This is a genomic window from Pseudomonas sp. LBUM1676 (genome assembly GCF_059695605.1).
In genome coordinates, this window is sequence record NZ_CP166777.1 from 1388644 (window position 1) to 1413960 (window position 25317).

The following is a 25317-nucleotide window of genomic DNA, read 5'->3' on the forward strand; positions in this document are numbered from 1 at the left end:
AATGTGGGAGCGAGCTTGCTCGCGAAGGCGGCCTGCCAGCCGACCTGATTCTGTGGCTGTACCCGGATCAAAATGTGGGAGCGAGCTTGCTCGCGAAGGCGGCCTGACAGCCGACCTGATTCTGTGGCTGTACCCGGATCAAAATGTGGGAGCGAGCTTGCTCGCGAAGGCGGCCTGACAGCCGACCTGATTCTGTGGCTGTACCCGGATCAAAATGTGGGAGCGAGCTTGCTCGCGAAGGCGGCCTGACAGCCGACCTGATTCTGTGGCTGTACCCGGATCAAAATGTGGGAGCGAGCCTGCTCGCGAAGGCGGCCTGCCAGCCGACCAATCTTCCCCGGATGTATTCACCAACAAAACCCAACACAAAAAAAAGCCACCCTTTCGGTGGCTTTCCTGCCGTCCCGGATCAGTCGTAAATCACTTTCTTCTTCCAGTCCGCATCAGCCTCGACGTCTTTCAGGCCTTCGGTCAGCTGGTTCACTTCGTCTTCAGCCGGAGCGATGTTGTCCATGACCTGGGCATTGGCCCGGGCCAGGAGTTTTTCCAGGTACGCCAGCTGTTCGGCATAGACCTGGGGATCCTGCTGTTTGCGCAGGTATTGCACGCCGCGCTCGAACGCCAGTCGGGCTTGCCCGGGCTGATTCTCCTGCAGCGAGCGCTGGCCAAGGTTGTTGAAGAATTCGATGTGCAGCAGGACCAGGATATGACGCACATCGCGGATCCAGCGCTTGGCTTCGTTGTTCGGCAGGAAGCCGTCCTGCGCGGCGCGGGTGATCTGGCCGTGCAGGGCTTCGAGCAGGAAGCGTACATCCTTGGCTTTGGCTTCGGTCAGGATCGGTGCCGGCGGATTGTTGACCGGGATCGATTCGCCCTGGGCGGCCAAGGCATTCAGTTCGGCAATCCGTGCCTTCATCTCGCCGTTGGATTTTTCCAGGTTGAGCAGGCGCTGGCAGACGTTCAGTTCCAGGCGGGTCAACAGCAACTTGAGGGCCGGTGTCATCAACTGACCGGGAAAAGTCTCGGTGATTTCCCCGCAGCGACGCAGGCGATCATTGAGCTCGAGCCTGGTGCGGGCCTTTTCCAGCTTGTTGTTTTCCACCACATGGTTCATGTAGCCAATGGCGATCAATAGTGCGATCCCGGCTACGACTAGCAGGGTGATCATGAGTGGTGTCACCGGTAAGACCTCTTTATGGGGTTCGCTTGCGAGTGTAGTGGCTTGGCAGGTGCGCGCCTAGGACCGCTGGACGGGACGAATCGGACATCCTTAAGCTGTTATCGGCCGCAACGCTGCTTATATAAGTAATAGTCAGGAAGGTGGCATATTGCCATCATTGGTGGGCCGGGTGGACTATAGCGCCTTGGCAGACGTCGGAATATAGACGTCGGCACTGGGCAACGGAAAAGCCGGATAGGGGTCCTGAGCAGGGCGAAGTCATTGATTTAAATAAATTTATAGATGGGGGTTGACGACCTCTCAATCCATCCATAGAATGCGCGCCACTTACAGCGTAAAGCACACAGCGAAACGCGGTAGGGAGTGAATGTTGTACGTGTGTCCCCTTCGTCTAGTGGCCTAGGACACCGCCCTTTCACGGCGGTAACAGGGGTTCGAGTCCCCTAGGGGACGCCAATGCGGGAATAGCTCAGTTGGTAGAGCACGACCTTGCCAAGGTCGGGGTCGCGAGTTCGAGTCTCGTTTCCCGCTCCAATTTTAAACAGCGTTGCTTTCGGGCAAGGCTGAGTGAAACCAGAACCAAGTCTTCGGATGCGGCTCTGGGCACCGAAACACACACCATGTGTTCCGGGCAGCGTGTCCCCTTCGTCTAGTGGCCTAGGACACCGCCCTTTCACGGCGGTAACAGGGGTTCGAGTCCCCTAGGGGACGCCATTTGCGGGAATAGCTCAGTTGGTAGAGCACGACCTTGCCAAGGTCGGGGTCGCGAGTTCGAGTCTCGTTTCCCGCTCCAAATTCACAAAAACGCCGCTCATTGAGCGGCGTTTTTGTTTGTGCGCGATTTGTTCCGCCACAATAAAAGGGCCCGCCAGTCACCTGCGCGGGCCTTTTGCATGTTCGGCGCTTTTTACATCGACAGAATCAAACGCCCGGCGAACAAAATCAGAATCACCCCCATCGTCCGCTCGAACCAATGCCCCATGCGCATGAACAGCACCCGCACCCGGGCGCTGGAAAAGAACAGCGCGACGATGACGAACCACAATGCATTCACGAAGCACATCCAGATCCCATACAGCGCCTGAATCTGCAGAGGTGTCGTGGCGCTGATGAGGGTGGTGAAGATCGCCAGGAAGAACAACGTGGCCTTGGGATTGGTGGCATTGGTCAGGAAACCTGTGGTGAACGCCTTCAGCAGCGTTTGCTCGATCACCGGTTGGTCTGCACTTTTGTCGCCTTCCAGCACGGTTTTGGGTTGGCTGCGCACCAGGCTGACGCCGAGGTACAGAATGTAGGCACCGCCCACCACCTTGGCCACCGTCAACAGCCAGGGCGTCGTGTGCATCAGCGCGCCAACCCCAAGCAAGGTGTAAAGCACATGCACGGAAATACCCGCGCCGATGCCCAGCGCCGTGCAGATCCCCACCCACCGGCCGAAACGAACGCTTTGACGGATAGTGACCGCGAAGTCCGGTCCGGGTGCGACCACGGCCAGGAAGTGGATAGTCGCCAGCGCCAGAAACTCGCCCAGGTAATTCGATAGCATCTCAACTCCAGAAAGTAAGGGGTGAAGCATTGCCGCGATAGCCGACAAAGAAAGAAAGGCTCAGGCGCGGGTCGGCCACACCCGGTGTCACCGAGTGCATGCGGCGCGAGTTGAACATGATGAAGTCGCCGGGCTCGGGACGAATCTCCAGGGTTGGAGCACCGAGCAAACCCGGGTCGATGCCGTAACTGTCGCCACGCATTTCGTCGAATTGGTCCGGGGAAATATCGTGGTCCCACATCTGCAGCGCGCCGCCCTCGGGCGGCATGTTCAGGTAAACGTTGCAGGCGAACTGCGCTTCCAGGCTCCTGGCCTGGTAACTGTCCGGAGCGTCCTTGGCGAAAATGTCGTGATGGGCGAGAAAGCACACCCCCGGTTTCACAACCCGGGACAACCCGACGTACATCTTGCGCCCATAGAGATTTTCCAGATGCGCACCCGCTGGCCAGGATTCGTCGAGCATGCAGCGCAGCGTGTCGACCGGGGACGAGTAGGGCGCACAGCGGTTGCGCAATTCCGCTATGTTGCGGGTGGCGCGTGCGAAATAATCCTCGATCAGCAGCGGCTGGTTTTCCGCTTCATAAAACGCCATGCCGATGCGACCGATGCTGGGCGCGTTGATGTAGCCTTCGAAGCCGGGGGCGAGAATCTTGTCGCCAATCTGAATCGCCAGCGATCGGGGCAGCCAGCCCTTGAGGCGGATGGCGAGGACTTCTTCGTTGGCCAGTTTTTTTATGCACGTCTCATCGAGACGCTCGACGTCAAGCATCATGGTTCAGGTCCATCTAACAGAGAGGCAACGGAACCTGCGGATGCGGGCTCCCCCGGCGTCAAGCAATGACCGGCCTCGTCCTTTCGAAAATGCTCAGTCCACGGTGTAGTGAACCGACAGCGTTCCTTTCTTCTGCGAAACCGCAGCGATCGAGACCATGCCCAGATCCTTCAGGCTACGTACATGGGTGCCGCCGCAACCGTAGGCGGGTAATTCACCGAAACCGATTTCCCTGGCACCCTCGCGCAACGACGTCAGGCGCGGCAGGTCGTGGGCGACCCATTGCGCGATGCCGTGCTCAATAGTCTCGGCATCAACCTCTTCTGCCGACTCTGCCGGTTTGAACTGCACACGCCCTTCGCCGGGCCAGTGATGCGCCTTGATCGGCATCCAGCCCATGGCCTGAACAAAGTGACCGATCAGATGACCGGCGGAATGCATGCGTGTATTGAACTGGCGACGCTGCTCGTCGACCCTGATCGGGGTCATGCCGGGTTTTACCGGACGATCGACGAAGTGGATGATCCGGTCCGGATCCTGAACCACGCGCAGCACTTGGCTTTCACCGATCCAGCCAGTGTCGAAGGGCTGTCCGCCGCCCTGGGGATGAAACAGCGTGGCGCGCAGCACCACGGCGAATTCGTGTTCGCAGGGCGTGCAATCCAGGACTTCCACGTTGGCCTTGAGATCATCGCTATGGAAAAAGAGGCGTAGCGTCATGGTCGATGACCTTATTAAAGTTCTATTTTTATTATATGGAGCGGTGATTTACGTGATAATCCGTTCAAACATCAAAGGACTGTTGCGCTGTGAGCATAAATCTTCCACTGCCGCTGCTCGGGGAAATGGCAATTTTCGTCAAGGTCGTCGAGACCGGCAGTTTCTCCGAGGCGGCTCGCCAGCTGGGGTCTTCGCCCTCGGCAATCAGTCGCAGCATCTCGCGTCTGGAGAAGGCGCTCGCCACCCGGTTACTGCAACGAACCACCCGTAAACTGCGCCTAAGCGACGGTGGCGAGGAAGTGTTAAAGCGCTGCCAGGAAATGGTCAGTGCGGCCAAGTCGGTCATGGAAATCAGCGGCCAGTTCACCCATGAAGCGGAGGGGCTGGTGCGCGTCAGCGTGCCAAAAGCGGTGGGGCGATTCGTGATTCATCCGCATATGCCCGAATTTTTGCGGCGTTATCCAAAAGTCGATGTGGAGTTGTTGCTCGAGGACCGTCAGGTGGACTTGATCGACGACAAGGTCGACCTGGCGATTCGTATCACCGATCGACCACCCGCCGGGCTGGTGGGACGGCAACTGTTGACCATCGACCATATGCTCTGCGCCACGCCGCAGTACCTGGCCGAACACGGCGTACCGAGCCATCCCCACGACTTGCTCGATCACAGTTGCATCTACCTGGGCGAAACCCCGAGCGATGCGCGGTGGAAATTCAAGAAAGGCAGCAAAGCCGTGACCGTAGGCGTGCGTGGACGTTATGCGGCCAATCACACCGGTGTGCGATTGGGCGCAGTGCTGCAGCACATCGGGATCGGCAGCCTGCCGTACTTCACCGCACGTTATGCGCTGGAGCAGGGATTGATCGTGCAGGTGCTGCCGGACTGGACGTTCCTGGCGTCGTATCACGGTGGCGCCTGGCTCCTGCATTCGCCGACCCGTTATCTGCCGCCGAAGCTGCGGGTGTTTATCGACTATCTGGTGGAGTGCCTGGAGAAGGAGCCGACCCTGAGTAAGCCGGGCAAGCCGAGTGCGTCGGGCAAGGTTGCGACGGAGTATGAGTTGCCCGAGAGTGATGGATTGCTCTGACTGGCCTCATCGCGAGCAAGCTCACTCCCACAATTGATCTGTATTAGATGCAAATTTTGTAATCACTGGAGATCCCCTGTGGGAGCGAGCTTGCTCGCGATTACGTCCGCCACAACACCGTATTTACTTGGCAATGCCATAAAAAAGGCCCGCATGCATGCGGGCCTTTTCTGTTTCTGAAAGTGGATCAGTGCTTGCTGTCGTCGTTCGACATCGCCAGCAGCTGTTTTTCCTGGTTCCAGTCGAACGGTTCGTCGTTCTGTTCTGCTTCGAAACGACGCTCTTCCAGCGCCTGGTACAAGTCGATCTCATCGTCGGGCATGTAATGCAGACAGTCACCGGCGAAGTACCACAGCAAGTCGCGCGGGACCAGGTGGGCGATTTGCGGGTAGCGGGTGATCACCTGGCACAGAATGTCCTGACCCAGGTATTGGCTTTCGATCGGATCGACCGGCAGCAATGCGCGCAGTTCGTCGAAGCGCTCCAGGAACAAGGCATGGCTTTCTTCGGGAACCTGTTCGGCCTCACCTACGGCGACCAGGATACTGCGCAGGTGGTCGAGCAAGACAAGATGATCGGCAACGACATTGGACACGAGATAAGTCCTCAAGAGCAAAACGGGCGCGGGAGTATAAAGCGCCCGCGCCCATTTTTACATGGTGGACGGGATCAGCGGACCTTTCCTTTGGCCAGCGCCAGCTCCTCTTTGGCGAAATCATCGACATCGATCACCTTGCGTCGCGCTGCTTCGGCATCACGCAGGGTTTGCGCTTCCCCTGGCTGCAATACGCCCGCTTCCAGCGCGGCATCGATGGCATGTTCGCCGGGTGCCGGGTCGACCTGCCCGCTTTTGAGCGAGACATGCAGTTTTTTCTGCAAGGGTTGCGCTGCGTTCAACAGATTACAGGCGTGTTGCAGAGCGCCGACAGCGTCATCGGCCGATTGCGGACGGTAGCAACCACCGAGCAATTCTTCGAGTGTCGGATCGCCCTTGGCCCGGCCAATCACCGCCGCTACTTCTGCACCGAGCTTGTCCGAGGGGCCTTTGTGGCGACGACCAAACGGGAATACGATCACCCGCAGCAGACAACCCAGCACCTTGTTCGGGAAGTTGCTCAGGAGTTCATCGAGTGCACGCTCCGACTGCCCCAGGCTTTCTTCCATGGCCCAGGTAAACAGCGGTGCCATATGGTCCGGTGAATCGAGGTCGTGGTAACGCTTGAGCGCGGCGGAGGCGAGGTACATGTTGCTGAGTACGTCCCCCAGGCGAGCCGACAGGCGTTCGCGGCGTTTCAGTTCACCGCCCAGCAACATCATGCTCAGGTCGGCGAGCAGGGCAAACGCGGCCGCCTGGCGATTGAGGGCACGGAAGTAACCCTGGCTGAGCGCGTTGCCCGGCGCGCGTTCGAAATGTCCGAAGCCGAGATTGAGCACCAGGGTGCTGGCAGCGTTGCCCACGGCGAAACCGATGTGCTTGAGCAGCAGGCCATCGAACTCGGTGAGTGCCTGGTCCTTGTCTTCGCGGCCGGCCAGTGCCATTTCCTTGAGCACGAAAGGATGGCAGCGAATCGCGCCCTGGCCGAAAATCATCAGGTTGCGCGAGAGAATGTTCGCGCCTTCCACAGTGATGAAGATCGGCGCGCCATTCCAGCTGCGCCCCAGGTAATTGTTCGGCCCCATGATGATCGCCTTGCCGCCGTGCACGTCCATGGCGTGGCTGATGCACTCGCGGCCGCGTTCGGTGAGGTGATACTTGAGAATCGCCGACAGCACCGAGGGTTTTTCACCGAGGTCCACTGCGTTGGCGGTCAGCATCCGCGCCGCGTCCATCATCCACGCGTTGCCACCGATGCGCGCCAGGGCTTCCTGAATACCTTCGAAGGCCGCGAGCGGCACGTTGAACTGCTCACGAATCTGCGCATATTGGCCCGTCACCAAACTGGTGAATTTGGCCGCGCCGGTACCGACCGCAGGCAGGGAAATCGAACGCCCGACCGACAGGCAGTTCATCAGCATCATCCAGCCTTTGCCGAGCATTTCCTGGCCGCCGATGAGGAAGTCCAGGGGGATAAACACATCCTTGCCCGAGTTCGGGCCGTTCATGAACGAAGCGCCCAAGGGCAGGTGACGGCGGCCGATCTCGACGCCGGCGGTGTCGGTCGGGATCAATGCCAGGCTGATGCCCAGGTCTTCCTGGTCACCCAACAGATGGTCCGGATCGTAGGCCTTGAACGCCAGGCCGAGCAGGGTAGCGACCGGACCCAGGGTGATGTAGCGCTTTTCCCAGTTCAGGCGCAGGCCGAGGGTTTCCTGGCCTTCCCACTGCCCTTTGCAAATCACCCCGGTGTCGGGCATCGCGCCAGCGTCGGAACCGGCCAGTGGCCCGGTCAATGCGAAGCAGGGGATGTCGTCGCCCCGTGCCAGTCGAGGCAGGTAATGGTTGCGTTGCTCGTCGGTGCCGTAATGCAGCAACAGCTCCGCGGGGCCGAGGGAGTTGGGGACCATCACGGTGGACGCGAGGTCGCCGCTACGGGTCGCCAGCTTCATGGCGACCTGGGAGTGAGCGTAGGCAGAGAAGCCCTTGCCGCCGAATTCCTTGGGAATGATCAGGGCGAAGAAGCCGTTTTCCTTGATATGGGCCCAGGCTTCGGGCGGCAGGTCCATGTCTTGCCCGACCTGCCAGTCGCTGACCATGGCGCAGAGTTCTTCGGTCGGGCCGTCAATAAAGGCCTGCTCCTCTTCGCTCAGTTGCACTTTGGGGTAGGACAGCAGTTTGTCCCAGTCCGGACGACCGCTGAACAGTTCGCCGTCCCACCACACCGTGCCGGCGTCAATGGCATCGCGTTCGGTTTGCGACATGGGCGGCAGGGTTTTCTGGAACCAGCTGAACATCGGCGCACTGAAATATTTGCGACGCAGGTCGGGTAGCAATAGCGGGGCTGCCGTGGCGGCGAGCAACACCCAGAAAATCAGCAGCAACCCACCCGGTGCACGGCTGAAAATGCCCATCGCCAACAGGTAGACAGCCACGATGCCCACGGCGGGCAGCGGGGCGATGCGGCGGTGAGCCAGATAAGCTATTCCGACAACCAGAACCAGTATCCACAACAGCAGCATATTTAATCCTCCGTGAAACCAGGGCAAAACCAGCCTTCAGAGCTTAGACGGCATCCGTAAAACAGGGTGGTCAGAGCGATGTGATTGAATTCGTGGGAAACAGTGATGGATTTTGTAGGACCGATGGGCGACAGGCCGTGAAAAATCATTCATTGAGCGAGCGACAATGCGCTCATGTTTGGCCGAAACGTCGTTATCTCTGTGCTTAACCTGTCGCTAGACTCGTGGCTTCCCCAGGAGATTGTTCTCATGCACGAGTATCTGAATCCCGGCCGCTTCATCGATAGTGACCACCCGTCGGTGGTGGAGTTCGCCGAAAAACATCGTGGCGCCAGTCGCGACCCGCTCAAGCAGGCGATCAATCTCTACTACGCCGTGCGCGAGGCCGTGCGCTACAACCCTTATACCTTCAGTCGTGACCCGCAAACCTTGTGCGGCAGTCATGCGCTGGCGGCGGGGGAGAGTTACTGCGTGCCCAAAGCTACATTGCTGGCGGGTGCGGCCCGGCATTGCGCGATTCCCGCCCGTATAGGCCTGGCGGATGTGCGCAATCATTTGTCGACACCGCGCCTGCTCGAATTGCTCAAGAGCGACGTGTTCGCCATGCACGGTTATACCGAGCTGTACCTGAACGGGCGCTGGGTCAAGGCCACGCCGGCATTCAATCTGGGCTTGTGCGAATTGTTCAATGTCGCGCCGCTGGAATTCGACGGGATCAACGACAGTGTTTTCCACCCCTTCAATCGCGATGGCGAACAGTTGATGGAGTACCTGATCGATCACGGCCAGTTTGCCGACGTGCCGCAAACGTTCTTTTTCGAGCACCTGGAAAAGTGCTACCCGCACTTGTTCAGCGAACAACTGCCGATGCTGCTGGGGGATATGCAGAGCGATTTGAGTCGCGCCTGATCCGGCGTATGCTGCCTGCGCATCCATCCATAAAGAGGCGGTCATGCTGAAGATCTGGGGTCGGAAAAATTCGTCGAATGTCAGAAAACCTTTATGGGCCGCCGAGGAACTGGGCCTGGCCTATGAAGCCATCGATGCCGGTGGCGCCTTTGGTGTCGTCGATACGCCGCAGTATCGTGCGATGAATCCCAACGGCCGTGTACCGGTGATTGAAGACGACGGTTTCGTGCTGTGGGAATCCAATGCCATCGTGCGTTACCTGATGGCTCGCCATGCCAGCGGCACTGCCTGGTACCCGGAGAACCCGCAAGCCCGAGCGGCTGCCGACAAGTGGATGGACTGGACCACTTCAAGTTTTGCCGGCCCGTTCCGCACCGTGTTCTGGGGCGTATTGCGCACCCCCGAAGACAAGCAGGACTGGCCCGCCATCAAGGCTGCGATCAAGGAATGTGACGATCTGCTGTCGATGGCCGATCAAGCGCTGGCGAGCCAACCGTACCTCTCGGGCGATGAAATCGGCATGGGCGACATTCCCCTCGGCAGTTTCATTTATGCCTGGTTCGAGATGCCGATCGAGCGCGCGCCACAACCTCATCTTCAAGCCTGGTATGCACGGCTCAAACAGCGTCCGGCGTATAAGAAAGCCGTCATGACCGCGTTGACTTAATACTTACTATCGACACACTTGACTGTACTTGTGTGGCGGCGACAAGCACCATTGCGCTCATGCGCCGCGGTTGCATTGCTCGCCGCCCGCCCTTATCTGTTCCTTTCTTCCCTTCCTGGTGCGTAAATCCGATATGAGTTCCGCTCTGTCCATCCGGCAGCTAACCAAAACCTACGGCAACGGTTTCCAGGCCTTGAGTGGTATCGATCTGGACGTCGCCGAAGGTGACTTTTTCGCCTTGCTCGGCCCTAACGGCGCCGGCAAATCCACGACCATCGGCATTCTCTCGACCCTGGTGAACAAGACCAGCGGCACGGTGAATATCTTCGGCAACGACCTGGACAAGAACCCTGCGCAGCTCAAGCGCTCCATAGGCGTGGTGCCGCAGGAATTCAACTTCAACCAGTTCGAAAAGACCTTCGACATCGTCGTGACCCAGGCCGGTTACTACGGCATCCCGCCGAAAATCGCCAAGGAACGCGCCGAGCAATACCTGACCCAGCTGGGCTTGTGGGACAAGCGTGATACGCCGTCCCGTTCGCTGTCCGGCGGCATGAAGCGGCGGCTGATGATCGCCCGTGCGCTGGTTCACGAGCCGCGCCTGCTGATCCTCGACGAACCAACGGCGGGTGTGGATATCGAACTGCGTCGCTCGATGTGGACCTTCCTCACCGAGCTGAACAAAAAAGGCATCACCATCATCCTCACCACCCACTACCTGGAAGAGGCTGAGCAGTTGTGCCGCCACATCGGCATCATCGACCACGGCACCATTGTCGAGAACACCAGCATGAAACAGTTGCTCGGCCAACTGCATGTTGAAACCTTCCTGCTCGACATGAAAAACGATCTGAAAGTGGCGCCACAGTTGCTCGGTTACGCCACCAGGTTGCTCGACAGTCACACCCTGGAAGTCCAGGTAGACAAGTCCATGGGCATTACGGCGCTGTTTACCCAGTTGGCGCAGCAGAACATCGAAGTGCTGAGCCTGCGTAACAAAACCAATCGTCTCGAGGAGTTGTTCGTGTCCTTGGTGGAGAAGAATCTGTCGAAGGTGGCGGTATGAATTCCGAGCTGCAACCCAACCTCGTCGCCCTCAATACCATCGTTTACCGTGAGGTCAAACGCTTCACCCGGATCTGGCCGCAGACCTTGCTGCCGCCGGCCATCACCATGGTTCTGTACTTCGTTATCTTCGGCAACCTGATCGGTCGGCAAATCGGCGACATGGGTGGCTTCACCTACATGGAGTACATCGTGCCGGGGCTGATCATGATGTCGGTGATCACCAACTCCTACGGCAACGTGGTCTCGAGTTTCTTCGGCAGCAAATTCCAGCGTTCCATCGAGGAATTGATGGTGTCGCCGGTGTCGCCGCATACGATCCTGATCGGCTATACCCTGGGTGGCGTGTTGCGCGGGTTGATGGTCGGGGTCATCGTGACGCTGCTGTCGCTGTTCTTCACCCAGTTGCAGGTGCATCACCTGGGGGTGACCATTCTGGTGGTGGTGCTGACCGCGACGATTTTCTCTTTATTGGGCTTTATCAACGCGGTGTTTGCGCGCAATTTCGATGACATTTCGATTATCCCGACTTTCGTGCTGACTCCACTGACGTACCTGGGCGGGGTGTTCTACTCGATCAGCTTGCTGCCGCCGTTCTGGCAGACCGTGTCACTGGCCAACCCGGTGCTGCACATGGTCAACGCTTTCCGTTACGGGATTCTGGGTGTTTCGGATATCCGGATCAGCGTGGCGATTACCTTCATGCTGGTGGCGACTGTGGTGTTGTATATCGGTTGTGCGCGGCTGCTGGTGAGTGGGCGCGGGATGCGTACCTGACGAGCGACCGAGTCGTCTGCATTCGCCGGCTTGCCGGTGAAGGCGTCAGCCCAGCCACCACAAAAAAACGGCCTCCCCAAAAAGGGAGGCCGTTTTGCATTCACTGCATCCGTTTTTTCTTGCGCCGCGCCCACTGCCGACTCACCCACCAGCGCCAATACATCATCACCAGACAGTAAGCCAGGCCTCCGAGTACCAGCCCGACCACCACCGATCCCAGCAAAAACGGCTGCCACAACGTCGAGAGTTGGCCGCTGATCCACTCCCAGGTCAGTTCATCCGGCAAATGACGGGCAGGGACGTCCATCAACCAGGCACCGGTCTGGTAAGTACAGAAAAACACCGCCGGCATGGTGATCGGGTTGGTCAGCCAGACCAGGCTGACGGCGATCGGCATGTTGCCGCGCACGATGATGGCGAGGATGGCGGCCACCAGCATCTGCAACGGAATCGGCAGAAAAGCCGCGAACAGACCCACCGCCATGGCCCGGGCGACGGAGTGTCGGTTGAGGTGCCAGAGGTTCGGGTCATGCAGCAGGGTGCCTAGAAAGCGTAAGGATTTGTGTTCCCTGATGCTCGTCGGGTCAGGCATGTAACGTTTAAATAAGCGCCGGGGCATAAGGCTTCTCGGTCGGTTAAGGCGGCAAGTATGTCTGGATTCCATGAACCGCCCATTCAGACTTTGTGACAATTGATAACCGCGGTCGTGCCATAAGCCGGCTATGCCTAGGGAGGGAACTCTCAAGGACGGGCTTATGCGCACAGGGATGACGGCGCTGGCGCTGGGTCTGCTGACCCTGCGTTTTTTACCGGTACTACCGCCGGTCTGGTTGTGGCTGTTGTTGCCGGTAGCGGGTTTGATGCTGCTGCCGTTCAGGACGTATCCATTGGCATTTTTCCTGTTCGGTTTCAGTTGGGCGTGCGCGAATGCGCAGGGGGCGCTGGATGATCGCCTGCCCGTCAATCTGGATGGCGAAACCCGTTGGGTGGAAGGGCGGGTGGTGGGATTGCCGCAGAACGGTGAGGCGGTCGTGCGTTTCGAATTGGCGGACGCCCGCTCGCGACGGGAGAAGATCCCGACATTGTTGCGCCTGGCCTGGTATGGCGGGCCGCCGGTTAACAGCGGCGAACACTGGCGCCTGGCGGTGAAATTGAAGCGTCCTGCCGGGTTGCTCAATCCCCATGCCTTCGATTACGACGCCTGGCTGCTGGCGCAACGCATCGGCGCCACCGGGACGGTCAAGGATGGCGTGCGTCTCAAGGAGGCCCGCTGGGCCTGGCGCGATGGCATCCGCCAGCGTTTGCAGGCCGTGGATGCTCAGGGACGAACGGGGGCGTTGATGGCCTTGGTGCTGGGGGATGGTGCCGGGCTCAGTCGCGAGGATTGGCAGGTGTTGCAAGACACCGGCACGGTGCATTTGCTGGTGATATCCGGGCAGCACATCGGCTTGCTGGCGGGGTTGGTCTACCTGCTGGTCGCCGGCCTGGCCCGGTATGGTCTGTGGCCGAGCCGTTTGGCCTGGCTGCCATGGGCCTGCGCTCTGGCCTTTGGCGCAGCGCTCGGTTATGGGTTGCTGGCCGGGTTCGACGTGCCGGTGCGACGGGCCTGCCTGATGATCGGCCTGGTGCTGTTGTGGCGGCTGCGCTTTCGACACCTGGGTGCCTGGTGGCCGCTGTTGCTGGCGCTCAACGGCGTTTTGCTGCTGGACCCGCTGGCGAGTCTGCAACCGGGGTTCTGGTTGTCTTTCGCCGCGGTAGCGGTGTTGATCTTGATTTTCGGCGGCCGCTTGGGACCCTGGCGCTGGTGGCAGTCCTGGACCCGCGCCCAGTGGCTGATCGCGATCGGCCTGGGCCCGATATTGCTGGTACTGGGACTGCCGATCAGTCTCAGCGGGCCGCTGGTCAATCTGCTGGCCGTGCCCTGGATCAGTCTGGTGGTGCTGCCGCCAGCCTTGCTGGGGACACTGCTGTTGCCCGTTCCTTATGTCGGCGAAGGGCTGCTGTGGGTGTCGGGTGGCTTGATCGACCTATTGTTTCAGGGCCTGGCACTGATGGCCGGGCGTTTCCCCGCGTGGATGCCCGCGGCGGTGCCGTTGTGGATAGGGGGCTTGGGCGCACTCGGTGCCTTGCTTCTGTTAATGCCTCGAGGAGTGCCTGTTCGCCTGTTGGGTTGGCCGCTGCTGCTGTTGCTGGTCTTTCCACCCCGGCAACTGCTGCCGCAGGGCACGGCCGAAATCTGGCAACTGGACGTCGGCCAAGGGCTGGCCATCCTGGTTCGCACCCGTCATCACACGCTGTTGTATGACGCCGGGCCGCGTTTCGGGGATAACGACCTCGGCGAGCGCGTGGTCCTGCCGACGCTGCACAAGCTGGGCGTGAACGCCGTCGACCTGATGCTGATCAGCCACGCCCATGCCGATCACGCCGGCGGGGCGCGGGCCGTGACCAAGGGGTTGGCGGTGAAGCGCGTAGTCAGTGGCGAGCCCATGGAGTTGCCGACCGAACTGCACGCCGAGGCCTGCGAAAGCGGTCGGCAATGGAGCTGGGACGGTGTGAAGTTCGAGCTCTGGCAATGGGCCGCGGCCCGCGAAAGCAATCCCAAATCCTGCGTGCTGCAGATCGAAGCCAACGGCGAGCGACTGCTGCTGACGGGTGACATCGACACCGCGGCCGAGCGAGCCTTGCTCGCCAGTCCCCTGGCGGTGACCACCGATTGGTTGCAGTCGCCGCATCATGGCAGTCGCAGTTCATCTTCGCCGGCGCTGCTGGCCGCGTTGCAACCCGCGGCGGCGCTGATCTCCCGCGGCCAGGGCAATTCCTTCGGTCATCCCCATCCCACGGTGATCGCGCGTTATCGACAGCGTGGCATGGCGATCCATGACAGCGCCGAACAGGGTGCCATCCGTCTGCAACTGGGACAGTTCAAGCCGGCGTGGGCGATGCGCCAGGAACGGCGTTTCTGGCGGCCTGCACCCTGATCGCAAGTCAACGAACCCCGACCGGATGTGACATCCCGGTCTTCGGTGCGCCCACCCCCTATGTTAGAGTGGCGCACTTTTTCGAGGGGACTGTCACTGTGTGGGAATTGGTCAAATCCGGCGGCTGGATGATGCTGCCGATCATTCTGAGTTCCATCGCGGCCATGGCGATCGTCGCCGAGCGTCTCTGGACCCTGCGCGCCAGCCGCGTGACCCCGGAGCACCTGCTCGGGCAGGTCTGGGTCTGGATCAAGGACAAGCAACTCAATAAAGAGAAGCTCAAGGAGCTGCGCGCCAACTCGCCGTTGGGCGAGATCCTGGCGGCCGGCCTGGCCAATTCCAGGCATGGTCGCGAGATCATGAAAGAGTGCATCGAGGAGGCCGCCGCGCGGGTCATCCACGAACTAGAGCGCTACATCAATGCCTTGGGCACCATTGCCGCCATGGCCCCATTGCTGGGCTTGCTCGGTACGGTGCTGGGCATGATCGACATTTTCAGTGCGTTCATGGGCTCGGGCATGGCCACCAACGCCGCCGTGCTGGCCGGTGGTATCTCCAAAGCCCTGATTACCACGGCCGCGGGCCTGATGGTCGGTATCCCGGCGGTGTTCTTTCACCGCTTCCTGCAACGCCGGATCGATGAGCTGGTGGTGGGCATGGAGCAGGAAGCGATCAAGCTGGTCGAGGTTGTGCAGGGTGACCGTGACGTGGACCTGTCCGAGGGCAAAAAAGCGTGAAATTCCGCCGCAAGCAACGGGAGAATGTGGACATCAACCTCGCGTCGCTGATCGACGTGGTGTTTATCCTGCTGCTTTTTTTCGTGGTGACCACCACTTTCACCCGTGAAACCCAGTTGCGCGTCGATCTGCCGGAAGCGGTCAGCGGCGCGCCAGCCGATGATCAGCAGGCCAAGCATCTGGATGTTGCCATCAGTGCCGAAGGGGTGTTCTCGCTGAACAACCAGGTACTGCCGAAGAACGACCTGGCGACCCTGATGGACGCGCTGCAAAAAGAATCCAGCGGTGACACCAACCTGCCGCTGTCCATCAGCGCCGACGGCAAGACCCAGCACCAGGCTGTCATCACCGCCATGGACGCCGCCGGCAAACTCGGCTTCAGTCACCTGCGCATGACCACCGTCGAAGCGGCGCCGCCCGCGCCCTGATGGCCATGTCCGATCGCTTGCTTGCCGCGTGGTACCAGGGGCATCCGGCCCTGAAGCTGTTGCAGCCGCTGGAGTGGTTGTACCGGCGCGTGGTCATGAACAAGCGCAAGCGCTTTCTGGCGGGAGAGGGCGAGATCTACCAGCCGCCGGTGCCACTGATCGTGGTCGGTAACATCACTGTCGGCGGCACCGGCAAGACGCCCTTGATCCTGTGGATGATCCAGCACTGCCAGCGCAGCGGTTTGCGCGTTGGCGTGGTCAGTCGCGGATACGGCGCCAAACCGCCGCACCTGCCGTGGCGGGTCGAGGCCGGGCAGGGCGCCGAAATCGCCGGGGATGAGCCGTTGTTGATCGTCCAGCGCAGCGGCGTGCCGTTGATGATCGACCCGGACCGCAGCCGTGCGGTCAAAGCCTTGTTGGCGAGCGAGCCGCTGGACCTGATCCTGTCCGACGACGGCCTGCAGCATTATCACCTGGCCCGCGACCTGGAACTGGTGCTGATCGATGCCGCCCGAGGCCTGGGCAATAAACGCTGCCTGCCGGCCGGCCCGTTGCGCGAGCCGGTCGAGCGCCTGCAAAGCGTCGACGCGGTGCTCTACAACGGCGCCGCTGGCGATCGCGATGGTGGTTTTGCGTTCCAGCTGCAACCCACCGCGCTGGTCAATCTGCAAAGCGGCGAACGTCGCCCCCTCGACCACTTTCCTGCGGGCCAGGCCCTGCACGCGGTGGCCGGGATCGGCAATCCCCGGCGTTTCTTCACGACCCTCGAAACGCTACACTGGCAGCCAGTCCCGCATCCGTTTGCCGACCACGCCGAATACAGCGTCCAGGCCTTGAATTTCACGCCGTCATTGCCATTGGTGATGACGGAAAAGGACGCGGTGAAGTGCCGTGCCTTCGCCGCCGCCGATTGGTGGTACCTGGCGGTCGATGCTGCGCCATCGCCGGCCTTCGTGGCCTGGTTCGATACGCAGCTGATGCGCCTGTTGCCGGCTCGTCTTTTGCCTTAATCCGTTTTTATCCAGGGAATGCTCATGGACACCAAATTGCTCGATATCCTCGCTTGCCCGGTCTGCAAAGGCCCGCTCAAGCTCAGCGCCGACAAGACCGAGCTGATCAGCAAGGGCGCAGGTCTGGCTTACCCGATTCGTGATGGCATCCCGGTGATGCTCGAAACCGAAGCCCGCACCCTGACCACCGACGAGCGCCTGGATAAATGACCACAGCCTTTACCGTTGTCATCCCGTCGCGTTACGCCTCGACCCGCTTGCCGGGCAAGCCGTTGCTGATGATCGCCGGCAAGCCGATGATCCAGCACGTCTGGGAACAGGCCAGCAAAAGCAGTGCCCAGCGTGTGGTGGTCGCCACTGACGACTCGCGCATTGTCGAGGCCTGCAAGGGCTTTGGAGCCGAAGTGGTGCTGACCCGTGAAGACCACAACTCCGGTACTGATCGCCTGGCCGAAGTCGCCGCGAAACTGGGCCTGGCACCCGACGCGATCGTGGTCAATGTCCAGGGTGACGAACCGCTGATCCCGCCGAGCGTGATCGATCAGGTCGCCGCCAACCTGGCCGCCCACACCGAAGCGCGCATGGCCACCCTGGCCGAGCCGATCGAGGATGTGCAAACCCTGTTCAATCCCAACGTGGTCAAGGTCGTCAGCGACCTCAACGGCTTGGCGCTGACCTTTAGTCGCGCGACCTTGCCATGGGCTCGTGATGCCTTCGCCAACAATCGCGAAGAGCTCCCGGAAGGCGTGCCGTATCGTCGCCACATCGGCATTTATGCCTACCGCGCCGGTTTCCTGCATGACTTCGTCAGCTGGGGCCCGTGCTGGCTGGAAAACACCGAATCCCTGGAGCAACTGCGGGCCCTGTGGCACGGCGTGCGGATCCACGTCGCCGATGCGCTGATCGCTCCGCCTACTGGCGTCGACACCGTCGAAGACCTCGAGCGCGTTCGTCGCCTGCTGGAGGCCTGATGCGGGTTCTGTTCGTCTGCCTGGGCAATATCTGTCGTTCTCCCACGGCGGAAGGGGTGCTGCGGCACAAACTGCGCGAAGCGGGGCTGGCCGGGCACATCGAAGTCGCCTCCGCCGGCACGGGCGACTGGCACGTCGGCAAGGCCCCGGACAAACGCAGCCAGGCCGCGGCCAAGTTGCGCGGCTACGACTTGTCTGCCCAGCGAGCCCAACAAGTGAGCCGTGCCGATTTCGCCAGCTACGACCTGATCCTGGCGATGGACAACAGCAACCTGCGCCACCTCAAGGCCCTGCAACCGGCCAAGGGCAAGGCCGAGCTGGACCTGTTCCTGCGTCGTTACCAGTCGCCGGTCGATGAAGTGCCGGACCCGTACTACGACGGTGACCAGGGCTTCGAACAGGTGCTGGACCTGATCGAACGCGCAAGCGACAGGCTGGTGATCGAATTGAAGGGGCGGTTATGAGTTTGCAGGTGCAGCCCGGGGTTTCGCTGAAACCGTTCAATACCTTCGGGGTGGACGTCCAGGCCCGGTTGTTCGCCGAGGCCCACAGCGACGCCGACGTGCGTGAAGCCCTGGCCTATGCGGCGCAACATGAAGTGCCATTGCTGGTGATTGGCGGTGGCAGCAACCTGCTGCTGACCGCCGATATCCAGTCGTTGGTGCTGCGCATGGCCACGCGCGGGATTCGCATCCGCAGCGACGATGGCAGCAAGGTCGTGATCGAAGCCGAGGCCGGCGAACCCTGGCATCCGTTCGTGCAGCACACCCTGGCCCAGGGATTGTCGGGGCTGGAGAACCTCAGCCTGATTCCCGGCACCGTGGGTGCAGCGCCGATGCAGAACATCGGTGCCTATGGCGTGGAAATCAAGGACGTATTCGCAGGTCTCACCGCCCTTGATCGCGACACCGGCGAACTGCGGGACTTCACCCTGGCCGAATGCAATTTCGCTTACCGCGACAGCCTGTTCAAGCAACAGCCGGGGCGTTGGTTGATCCTGCGGGTTCGTTTCCTCCTGGACCGCGCCGCGCACCTGCACCTGGAATACGGCCCGGTGCGCCAGCGTCTGACCGAGCAGGGCATCGATCAGCCGACCGCCAGCGATGTCAGCCAGGCGATCTGCAGCATCCGCAACGAAAAGCTTCCAGACCCGGCGGTGCTCGGCAATGCCGGCAGCTTCTTCAAGAACCCGTTGGTGCCCGCCGCCCTAGTGGCACAGTTGAAGGTTGAATTCCCGGACCTGGTGGCCTATGCGCAACCCGACGGGCAAATGAAGCTGGCGGCGGGCTGGCTGATCGAGCGGGCGGGATGGAAAGGTTTTCGCGACGCCGACGCCGGCGTGCATAAATTGCAGGCGCTGGTGCTGGTCAACTACGGCAATGCCACCGGCCTGCAACTGCTGAACCTGGCGCAGCGCATCCAGAAAGACATTTCGGAACGTTTTCACGTCGACCTGGAAATGGAGCCCAATCGTTATTGAGGCTAAGCTTCAATGGATGATTTCAAAGCCCTGCACACCTTCAACTGTGCAGGGCTTTTTTGTTAATGCCGGGTTAACTTGGCCACCTGACGATGCAAGCATTTGCTCCACCAAAGGCCCGATGCAGAGGCTGCCGTCGGCAGAGCCCATTAGCCTGAGTCGATCTGCATGATGCGAACCGCGAAACCTGCCCGCAGCAGATTGCTCGATCCCATACACCAAAACTATGCGGGCGTGCCCATGATTACCCTGAAACTCAATGGTCACGACCATCAACTCGATGTCACCGAGAGTATGCCGTTGCTCCGGGCAAGCCTGCCGGTGCGTTATCCGTTGCAGGGTTGGCAGAAGGCCGAGATTTGATGGACAGCGTCGATCTGAATGTTTTGCGCAGCGTGTTGCAGTGGCGTCGCGCCGGTCAGCGAGTGGTGTTGTACAGCGTGGTCCAGACCTGGGGCAGTGCGCCCCGGGCACCTGGCGCCATGCTGGCCTTGCGTGAAGACGGAATGGTGATTGGCTCGGTGTCGGGTGGTTGTGTCGAGGACGATCTGATTGCCCGGCTGCACGACGGTCGGATTCCGGCCGATGGGCCGCCAATACAGCTGATCACTTACGGGGTCACCCGCGAGGAAGCCGCGCGTTTCGGCTTGCCCTGCGGTGGCACGCTGCGTCTGACCGAGGAGCGAGTCGGCGATCCGGGCTGGGTAGCCGAGTTGCTGACACGCTGCGAGGCCCACGAAATCGTCGCGCGGCAGCTGGATATCGAGACCGGGGAAGTGGTCTTGCAACCGGCTAGCAAGACCGATGCGCTGTCGTTTGACGGCAAGACCTTGCGCGCCATCTACGGTCCGCGTTGGCGGTTGTTGTTGATCGGCGCGGGACAATTGTCCCGTTACGTCGCCGAGATGGCGCGGTTGCTGGATTTCGAAGTGCTGATCTGCGACCCACGCACCGAGTTCGTCTACGGCTGGGAAGAACAGCACGGGCGCTTCGTGTCGGGTATGCCCGACGAAGCGGTGCTGAACATCCAGACCGATGATCGCACTGCCATCGTAGCCCTGACCCACGATCCTAGGCTGGATGACATGGCGCTGCTCACGGCCCTGGACTCCAAGGCCTTTTATGTCGGTGCCCTGGGTTCCCGGGTCAACAGCCGCAAGCGCCGGGACAACCTGGCTCAGCTAGGCTTGTCGGATCAGGCCATCGAGCGGCTGCACGGCCCGGTCGGTTTGCACATCGGCAGCCATACTCCGGCGGAAATCGCCTTGTCGCTGCTGGCCGAAATTGTCGCGATCAAGAACGGTGTCGCGCTGAAGCAGAAGAAGCCGTTGCAGGAGGAAGTATGAGCGAACCCATCGGCGTGATCGTGTTGGCGGCGGGGCAGGGCATCCGTTTCCGAGAGGTGGCGGGTGCCGGGAAGGACAAGTTGTTGGCCGACTGTACCGGGCGTGATGGCGCAGTTCATTCGGTGATCGAACAGGTGCTGGTGAGTTTGCCGGCCAGTCCGGTGAAGCGCGTCCTGGTGACGACCGCAGACCGCCCGCAAGTGATTCGCATGGCCCAGGCTTATGGTTGCGAGATTGTGCTGGTCGAATCCACCGGCATGGGCGATAGCATTGCGGCCGGGGTGGCGGCGTGTCCGCAGCTTGGTGGCTGGTTGATAGTGCTGGGGGATATGCCGTTTGTCCTGCCGTCGAGTATTGAGCGGGTGGTGGCGGGGATTGCCGACGATGCTGTCTGTGTGCCGGTGCAGGACGGAGCGTATGGGCATCCGGTGGGGTTTGGGCGAACATTTGGGCCGGGTTTGATGGCGTTGTCGGGGGATCATGGGGCCAAGCCGTTGTTTGCCCAGGCAAGAATGGTCGAGGTGGCGGTGGATGATCCTGGGGTGTTGTGGGATGTGGATGTGCCTGAGGCGTTAGTCTTCAAATAACCTTGGTGCAGATCCCCTGTGGGAGCGAGCTTGCTCGCGATAGCGGTGGATCAGTTTGCATCGATATCGAATGTTAAGCCGCCATCGTCGGAACGCCGCCCGGAGCAAGCTCGCTCCCACATTGGATCTCGGTGATATTCAATGACATAAAAAAAGCCCCGCCCGGGTTCACCGGGCGGGGCTTTTCAATGGCCGCTGGAATCAGACGAGAGGTTTAGGCTCGTGCTCTTTTTCCAGGGCTTGTTCGCGTTGCTCAACCGCTTCCTGAACGGAGCGCGGCGCTTCGTTGATCGCGGAGTCAACCGGCTCGGCGGCGACTTCAGCAGCCGGGGCAGGAGCCGCCTCGACCACTTCAGCCACAACCGGTGCCGCTTCGACCACGGCCGGTGCAGCAGCGGCAGCCAGTTCGGCTTCCTTCTGCAGACGCTCGGCTTCACGCTTGCGACGACGCACTTCACGCGGGTCGTTAGGCGCACGGCCGCTTGGCGTCAGGGCGCTGACAGGCGCTGCTTCGACTTCAGGTGCAGCCACTTCGGCGACAACCGGTGCCGCAGCTTCGACTGCCGGTGCAGCTTCAACTACTGGTGCAGCTTCAACTACTGGTGCAGGTTCGGCAGCAGCCACCACGGGTTCGGAAACCATGGCTTCAGCTTCTGGCACTTCGGCGGCGGCAGGCTCGGCAACCCAGTTGAACGCAGTCTGCTCTTCGCGAACTTCACGAATGGTGTCTGTCACGGTTTCGGTGACCGTTTCAGCAGCCGGCTGCGCAGCCACGGCTGGCGCTTCGGCAACTACAGTCGGCTCGGCCACAGCTTCAACTTCAGGCTGTGCTTCACGAACCGGGGCCACTTCGATTTCCGGCGAGGCGGTCACTTCGACTGGCGTGGTCGCTTCAACGACTGGGGCTTCCACCGCAGCAGTTTCCCGGGTGGCGGCAGTGGCGCGTTCGGCTTGCTCGTTGGCTTGTGCCTCGGCCGGAGCGCTGATCACGCTGCTGGCAACGGCTGCGGTAACAGCCAGGCCGGCGGCCAGATCGGCAGCGCTTGGGGCTTCACGGGTTTCGCTGGCTTCGCCGTCGGCGGAGTCGGACTCGTCCGAACCTTCGATCACGTTGCCGTTGGCATCGCGTTGACGCTCACGACGGTTGCTGCGACGACGCTGGCCACGGGAGCGGCGGCGTGGACGATCGCCTTCGGCGCTCTCCTGACCGTCTTCCTGCAGTTGCTCTTCGTTGCCGGTCAGCTCTTCTTCTTCGGTCACGGCAGCAGCGGCTTGCTCGGCACGTGGTTGACGTTCTTCACGCGGTGGGCGTGGAGCGCGTTCTTCGCGTGGCTGGCGAGCTGGACGCTCTTCAGCGGTAGCGGTAGCAGCAGCGGCGGCAGCTGGAGCGGTGGCATCCAGCGGCTCACGCAGTTCACGAACCCGTTCTTCACGATCGCCACGTGGCTTGCGCTCTTCACGAGGAGCGCGCGGTGCACGTTCTTCACGAGGTGCGCGCGGTGCGCGTTCTTCACGTGGAGCGCGTTCTTCGCGAGCGACGATGGCCGGAGTTTCTTCACGGGCTTCGCGTGGTTGACGCTCTTCGCGTGGCTCACGGGGGGCGCGTTCTTCACGCGGTGCACGTTCCTCGCGAGGCTTGCGTTCTTCGTCGCGACGGCCGTTACGGTTGCGGCTTTGCTGACGACCGTTGCGCCGCTCTTCGTTGCGGGCAGGACGCTCGGTGGCCGTCGGCTTTTCAACCACAACCGGAGCGGCTGGCTCTTGCTTGGTCGCGAACAGGCTGACCAGCGACTTCACCAGGCCTTTGAACAGGCTTGGCTCTGGCGCGGCGGGCGGTGGAGCCACCGGGGCGGCAGCGACGACTTCGACCGGAACCGGAGCATTGGCGCGGGCGGGTGCAGTCTTCACAGCGGCTTCCTGGCGAACCAGGGTGCGGGTCGCGGCGGCTGGCTGGACTTCTTCGACTTCGGCAGCGGCAGCCGCGATTTCGTAGCTGGACTGGCCGACCGCGGCTTCCGGGCTGTCATCGCGCAGACGCTGAACTTCGAAGTGCGGCGTTTCGAGGTGATCGTTCGGCAGAATGACGATGCGGGCACGGGTGCGCAGTTCGATCTTGGTGATCGAGTTGCGTTTTTCGTTGAGCAGGAACGCAGCAACCGGGATCGGTACTTGTGCACGAACTTCGGCGGTGCGGTCTTTCAGGGCTTCTTCTTCGATCAGGCGCAGGATCGCCAGCGACAGCGATTCGACGTCACGGATGATGCCGGTGCCGTTGCAACGCGGGCAGACGATGCCGCTGCTTTCGCCCAGGGATGGACGCAGGCGTTGACGGGACATTTCCAGCAGGCCGAAGCGCGAGATCCGACCGACTTGCACGCGAGCACGGTCGGCTTCCAGGCATTCGCGGACTTTCTCTTCCACGGCGCGCTGGTTCTTGGCAGGGGTCATGTCGATGAAGTCAATGACGATCAGGCCGCCGATGTCGCGCAAGCGCAACTGACGGGCGATTTCTTCGGCGGCTTCAAGGTTGGTCTGCAGTGCGGTTTCTTCGATGTCGCTGCCTTTGGTGGCGCGCGCCGAGTTGATGTCGATGGACACCAGGGCTTCGGTCGGATCGATGACGATGGAACCGCCGGAAGGCAATTCGACGACGCGCTGGAAGGCGGTCTCGATCTGGCTCTCGATCTGGAAGCGGTTGAACAGCGGCACGCTGTCTTCGTACAGCTTGATCTTGCTGGCGTACTGCGGCATGACCTGGCGGATGAAGGTCAGGGCTTCGTCCTGGGCTTCAACACTGTCGATCAGCACTTCGCCGATGTCCTGGCGCAGGTAATCGCGGATGGCGCGGATGATCACGTTGCTTTCCTGGTAGATCAGGAACGGCGCGGAACGATCCAGCGAAGCTTCTTTGATGGCGGTCCAGAGTTGCAGCAGGTAATCGAGGTCCCACTGCATTTCTTCGCTGCTGCGACCAAGGCCGGCAGTACGAACGATCAGACCCATGTCGGCCGGGGCAACCAGACCGTTCAGGGCTTCACGCAGTTCGTTGCGCTCTTCACCTTCGATGCGACGGGAGATACCGCCGGCACGCGGGTTGTTCGGCATCAGCACCAGGTAACGACCGGCCAGGCTGATGAAGGTGGTCAGGGCGGCGCCCTTGTTGCCACGTTCTTCTTTTTCGACCTGAACGATGACTTCCTGGCCTTCGCTCAGGACGTCCTTGATGTTGACGCGGCCTTCGGGGGCTTTCTTGAAGTATTCGCGGGAGATTTCTTTGAGGGGCAGGAAGCCGTGGCGCTCAGAGCCGAAATCGACAAAGGCAGCCTCGAGGCTTGGTTCGATGCGAGTAATCCGGCCTTTATAGATGTTGGCCTTTTTTTGCTCGCGTGCACCGGATTCGATGTCCAGGTCGTAGAGGCGCTGGCCATCTACCAGTGCAACACGCAACTCTTCGGGTTGGGTTGCGTTAATCAGCATTCTTTTCATGTAGTACCGTCGGTTTCCGGGCTGCCGGAAACGGCGTTCGGCACACACGACTTCTCACGGTCGGTGTCAGGTGCGTCGGGAATGGTTGGCCATTCCCGTGTCCAGCGAAGTCCGGCCAATGTGGGCCTTCATCGCGACGTACGCGTCCTGCTTGCTGTGGCTACTTAAGCACTCAGTCAGGAGGAGGAATCAACCGGCGGCTGTGGACGAGATGAAGCGTCTTGATAAAGCCTAGTGCTACACAGTCCAGCGGTTGTGCATCTCCACCCTACACGTATCCCTGATAATTCGGGTGCTGCCGCGCGCAGAATCCGCAGCGGGTTGGCATTTACCGTGAGCTCCGAAGGGGGAGGTCACGCATCATGGCTAATTTAGGCGTTGTTTCCGAAGCGTTCGCTCGGGGTCGTTCGTAGCTGACTGCACTTTGTGAACTGGCCGTGAATATTTGCTCGC

Annotated in this window: 23 protein-coding genes, 4 tRNA genes and 1 pseudogene; 20 read left to right on the forward strand and 8 right to left on the reverse strand. The window is 60.9% G+C overall.

The genetic code is table 11. From position 1 onward, the window contains the following. Positions 1 to 409 precede the first annotated feature (409 nt). Complete coding sequence (locus tag ACA041_RS06380; RefSeq protein WP_497440364.1) at positions 410 to 1168, reverse strand: hypothetical protein; 759 nt, start codon at positions 1166 to 1168, stop codon at positions 410 to 412. Between the two features lie 392 nt (positions 1169 to 1560). Here ACA041_RS06380 and ACA041_RS06385 point away from each other — a divergent pair. The 4 genes from ACA041_RS06385 to ACA041_RS06400 all read left to right on the forward strand — a co-directional run bounded on the left by ACA041_RS06385 (position 1561) and on the right by ACA041_RS06400 (position 1973). Next, a tRNA-Glu gene (locus tag ACA041_RS06385) sits at positions 1561 to 1636 on the forward strand. 2 nt (positions 1637 to 1638) lie between these two features. Beyond that, a tRNA-Gly gene (locus ACA041_RS06390) sits at positions 1639 to 1714 on the forward strand. Between the two features lie 104 nt (positions 1715 to 1818). After that, positions 1819 to 1894: transfer RNA gene (locus ACA041_RS06395), tRNA-Glu, on the forward strand. 3 nt (positions 1895 to 1897) lie between these two features. After that, positions 1898 to 1973, forward strand: a tRNA-Gly gene (locus ACA041_RS06400). A gap of 114 nt (positions 1974 to 2087) precedes the next feature. Here the strand turns inward: ACA041_RS06400 and ACA041_RS06405 are convergent. From ACA041_RS06405 to ACA041_RS06415, 3 genes are all read right to left on the reverse strand, one after another. Next, positions 2088 to 2726, reverse strand: a complete 639-nt coding sequence (locus ACA041_RS06405; protein WP_497440365.1) for a LysE family translocator — start codon at positions 2724 to 2726, stop codon at positions 2088 to 2090. A gap of 1 nt (position 2727) precedes the next feature. Continuing rightward, positions 2728 to 3498 (reverse strand): 2OG-Fe(II) oxygenase, encoded by a 771-nt coding sequence (locus ACA041_RS06410; protein ID WP_497440366.1) that lies wholly within the window; start codon positions 3496 to 3498, stop codon positions 2728 to 2730. A 93-nt stretch (positions 3499 to 3591) separates the two neighbouring features. Then, positions 3592 to 4218: an alanyl-tRNA editing protein gene (locus tag ACA041_RS06415; RefSeq protein WP_497440367.1), complete on the reverse strand. Its 627-nt coding sequence runs from the start codon at positions 4216 to 4218 to the stop codon at positions 3592 to 3594. A gap of 89 nt (positions 4219 to 4307) precedes the next feature. On the opposite strand from ACA041_RS06415, the gene ACA041_RS06420 reads away from it, so the two are divergent. Continuing rightward, the gene (locus ACA041_RS06420; RefSeq protein ID WP_497440368.1) at positions 4308 to 5306 is read left to right on the forward strand and encodes a LysR family transcriptional regulator; all 999 of its coding nucleotides are present in this window, start codon (positions 4308 to 4310) and stop codon (positions 5304 to 5306) included. Positions 5307 to 5493: 187 nt separating this feature from the next. Here the strand turns inward: ACA041_RS06420 and ACA041_RS06425 are convergent, their stop codons facing one another. Together ACA041_RS06425 and ACA041_RS06430 are read right to left on the reverse strand one after the other, a co-directional pair. After that, positions 5494 to 5901: a PA2817 family protein gene (locus tag ACA041_RS06425; RefSeq protein ID WP_027924016.1), complete on the reverse strand. Its 408-nt coding sequence runs from the start codon at positions 5899 to 5901 to the stop codon at positions 5494 to 5496. Between the two features lie 74 nt (positions 5902 to 5975). Further along, positions 5976 to 8423, reverse strand: coding sequence for an acyl-CoA dehydrogenase (locus tag ACA041_RS06430; protein ID WP_497440369.1), 2448 nt, complete (start codon positions 8421 to 8423; stop codon positions 5976 to 5978). Between the two features lie 249 nt (positions 8424 to 8672). Between ACA041_RS06430 and ACA041_RS06435 the strand changes: the two genes are divergently transcribed. The 4 genes from ACA041_RS06435 (at position 8673) to ACA041_RS06450 (ending at position 11841) form a co-directional block, all read left to right on the forward strand. Further along, on the forward strand, positions 8673 to 9332 hold the full coding sequence (locus ACA041_RS06435; protein WP_497440370.1) for a transglutaminase-like domain-containing protein: 660 nt from the start codon (positions 8673 to 8675) through the stop codon (positions 9330 to 9332). A 43-nt stretch (positions 9333 to 9375) separates the two neighbouring features. After that, entirely contained in the window at positions 9376 to 9999 is a 624-nt protein-coding gene (locus ACA041_RS06440; RefSeq protein WP_497440371.1) for a glutathione S-transferase family protein, read from the forward strand. Positions 10000 to 10132: 133 nt separating this feature from the next. Further along, positions 10133 to 11065: an ABC transporter ATP-binding protein gene (locus tag ACA041_RS06445; protein WP_497440372.1), complete on the forward strand. Its 933-nt coding sequence runs from the start codon at positions 10133 to 10135 to the stop codon at positions 11063 to 11065. Further along, positions 11062 to 11841, forward strand: a complete 780-nt coding sequence (locus tag ACA041_RS06450; protein WP_497440373.1) for an ABC transporter permease — start codon at positions 11062 to 11064, stop codon at positions 11839 to 11841. The genes ACA041_RS06445 and ACA041_RS06450 overlap by 4 nt, the downstream gene beginning before the upstream one ends. A 100-nt stretch (positions 11842 to 11941) precedes the next feature. On the opposite strand, the gene ACA041_RS06455 is transcribed toward ACA041_RS06450, so the two are convergent. Next, the gene (locus ACA041_RS06455; RefSeq protein WP_497440374.1) at positions 11942 to 12460 is read right to left on the reverse strand and encodes a DUF2062 domain-containing protein; all 519 of its coding nucleotides are present in this window, start codon (positions 12458 to 12460) and stop codon (positions 11942 to 11944) included. A 136-nt stretch (positions 12461 to 12596) separates the two neighbouring features. On the opposite strand from ACA041_RS06455, the gene ACA041_RS06460 reads away from it, so the two are divergent. The 11 genes and pseudogenes from ACA041_RS06460 to ACA041_RS06510 all read left to right on the forward strand — a co-directional run bounded on the left by ACA041_RS06460 (position 12597) and on the right by ACA041_RS06510 (position 21378). After that, positions 12597 to 14819, forward strand: a complete 2223-nt coding sequence (locus tag ACA041_RS06460; protein ID WP_497440375.1) for a DNA internalization-related competence protein ComEC/Rec2 — start codon at positions 12597 to 12599, stop codon at positions 14817 to 14819. Between the two features lie 98 nt (positions 14820 to 14917). Further along, positions 14918 to 15556, forward strand: coding sequence for a flagellar polar localization protein PocA (gene pocA, locus ACA041_RS06465; protein ID WP_497440376.1), 639 nt, complete (start codon positions 14918 to 14920; stop codon positions 15554 to 15556). After that, complete coding sequence (gene pocB, locus ACA041_RS06470; RefSeq protein ID WP_497440377.1) at positions 15553 to 15984, forward strand: flagellar polar localization protein PocB; 432 nt, start codon at positions 15553 to 15555, stop codon at positions 15982 to 15984. The genes pocA and pocB overlap by 4 nt, the downstream gene beginning before the upstream one ends. Further along, positions 15984 to 16994 (forward strand): tetraacyldisaccharide 4'-kinase, encoded by a 1011-nt coding sequence (gene lpxK, locus ACA041_RS06475; RefSeq protein WP_497440378.1) that lies wholly within the window; start codon positions 15984 to 15986, stop codon positions 16992 to 16994. The genes pocB and lpxK overlap by 1 nt, the downstream gene beginning before the upstream one ends. Before the next feature lie 24 nt (positions 16995 to 17018). After that, entirely contained in the window at positions 17019 to 17204 is a 186-nt protein-coding gene (locus tag ACA041_RS06480; RefSeq protein WP_007945752.1) for a Trm112 family protein, read from the forward strand. Beyond that, a complete protein-coding gene (gene kdsB, locus ACA041_RS06485) occupies positions 17201 to 17965 on the forward strand; it encodes a 3-deoxy-manno-octulosonate cytidylyltransferase (RefSeq protein ID WP_497440379.1) in 765 nt (254 codons plus the stop codon). Before ACA041_RS06480 ends, kdsB begins: the two co-directional genes overlap by 4 nt. Beyond that, positions 17965 to 18429 carry a low molecular weight protein-tyrosine-phosphatase gene (locus ACA041_RS06490; RefSeq protein WP_497440380.1) on the forward strand — a complete coding sequence of 155 codons (465 nt, stop codon included), beginning with the start codon at positions 17965 to 17967 and terminating at the stop codon, positions 18427 to 18429. Before kdsB ends, ACA041_RS06490 begins: the two co-directional genes overlap by 1 nt. Next, a complete protein-coding gene (gene murB, locus ACA041_RS06495; protein ID WP_497440381.1) occupies positions 18426 to 19445 on the forward strand; it encodes a UDP-N-acetylmuramate dehydrogenase in 1020 nt (339 codons plus the stop codon). Before ACA041_RS06490 ends, murB begins: the two co-directional genes overlap by 4 nt. 240 nt (positions 19446 to 19685) lie before the next feature. Further along, a pseudogene (locus ACA041_RS06500) lies at positions 19686 to 19757 on the forward strand ((2Fe-2S)-binding protein); the annotation flags it as partial. 50 nt (positions 19758 to 19807) lie between these two features. Continuing rightward, positions 19808 to 20791 (forward strand): XdhC family protein, encoded by a 984-nt coding sequence (locus tag ACA041_RS06505; RefSeq protein ID WP_497440382.1) that lies wholly within the window; start codon positions 19808 to 19810, stop codon positions 20789 to 20791. Continuing rightward, positions 20788 to 21378 (forward strand): nucleotidyltransferase family protein, encoded by a 591-nt coding sequence (locus ACA041_RS06510; protein WP_497440383.1) that lies wholly within the window; start codon positions 20788 to 20790, stop codon positions 21376 to 21378. Before ACA041_RS06505 ends, ACA041_RS06510 begins: the two co-directional genes overlap by 4 nt. Positions 21379 to 21579: 201 nt before the next feature. Here the strand turns inward: ACA041_RS06510 and rne are convergent, their stop codons facing one another. Beyond that, positions 21580 to 24864 (reverse strand): ribonuclease E, encoded by a 3285-nt coding sequence (rne, locus tag ACA041_RS06515; RefSeq protein ID WP_497440384.1) that lies wholly within the window; start codon positions 24862 to 24864, stop codon positions 21580 to 21582. Positions 24865 to 25317: the final 453 nt, after the last annotated feature.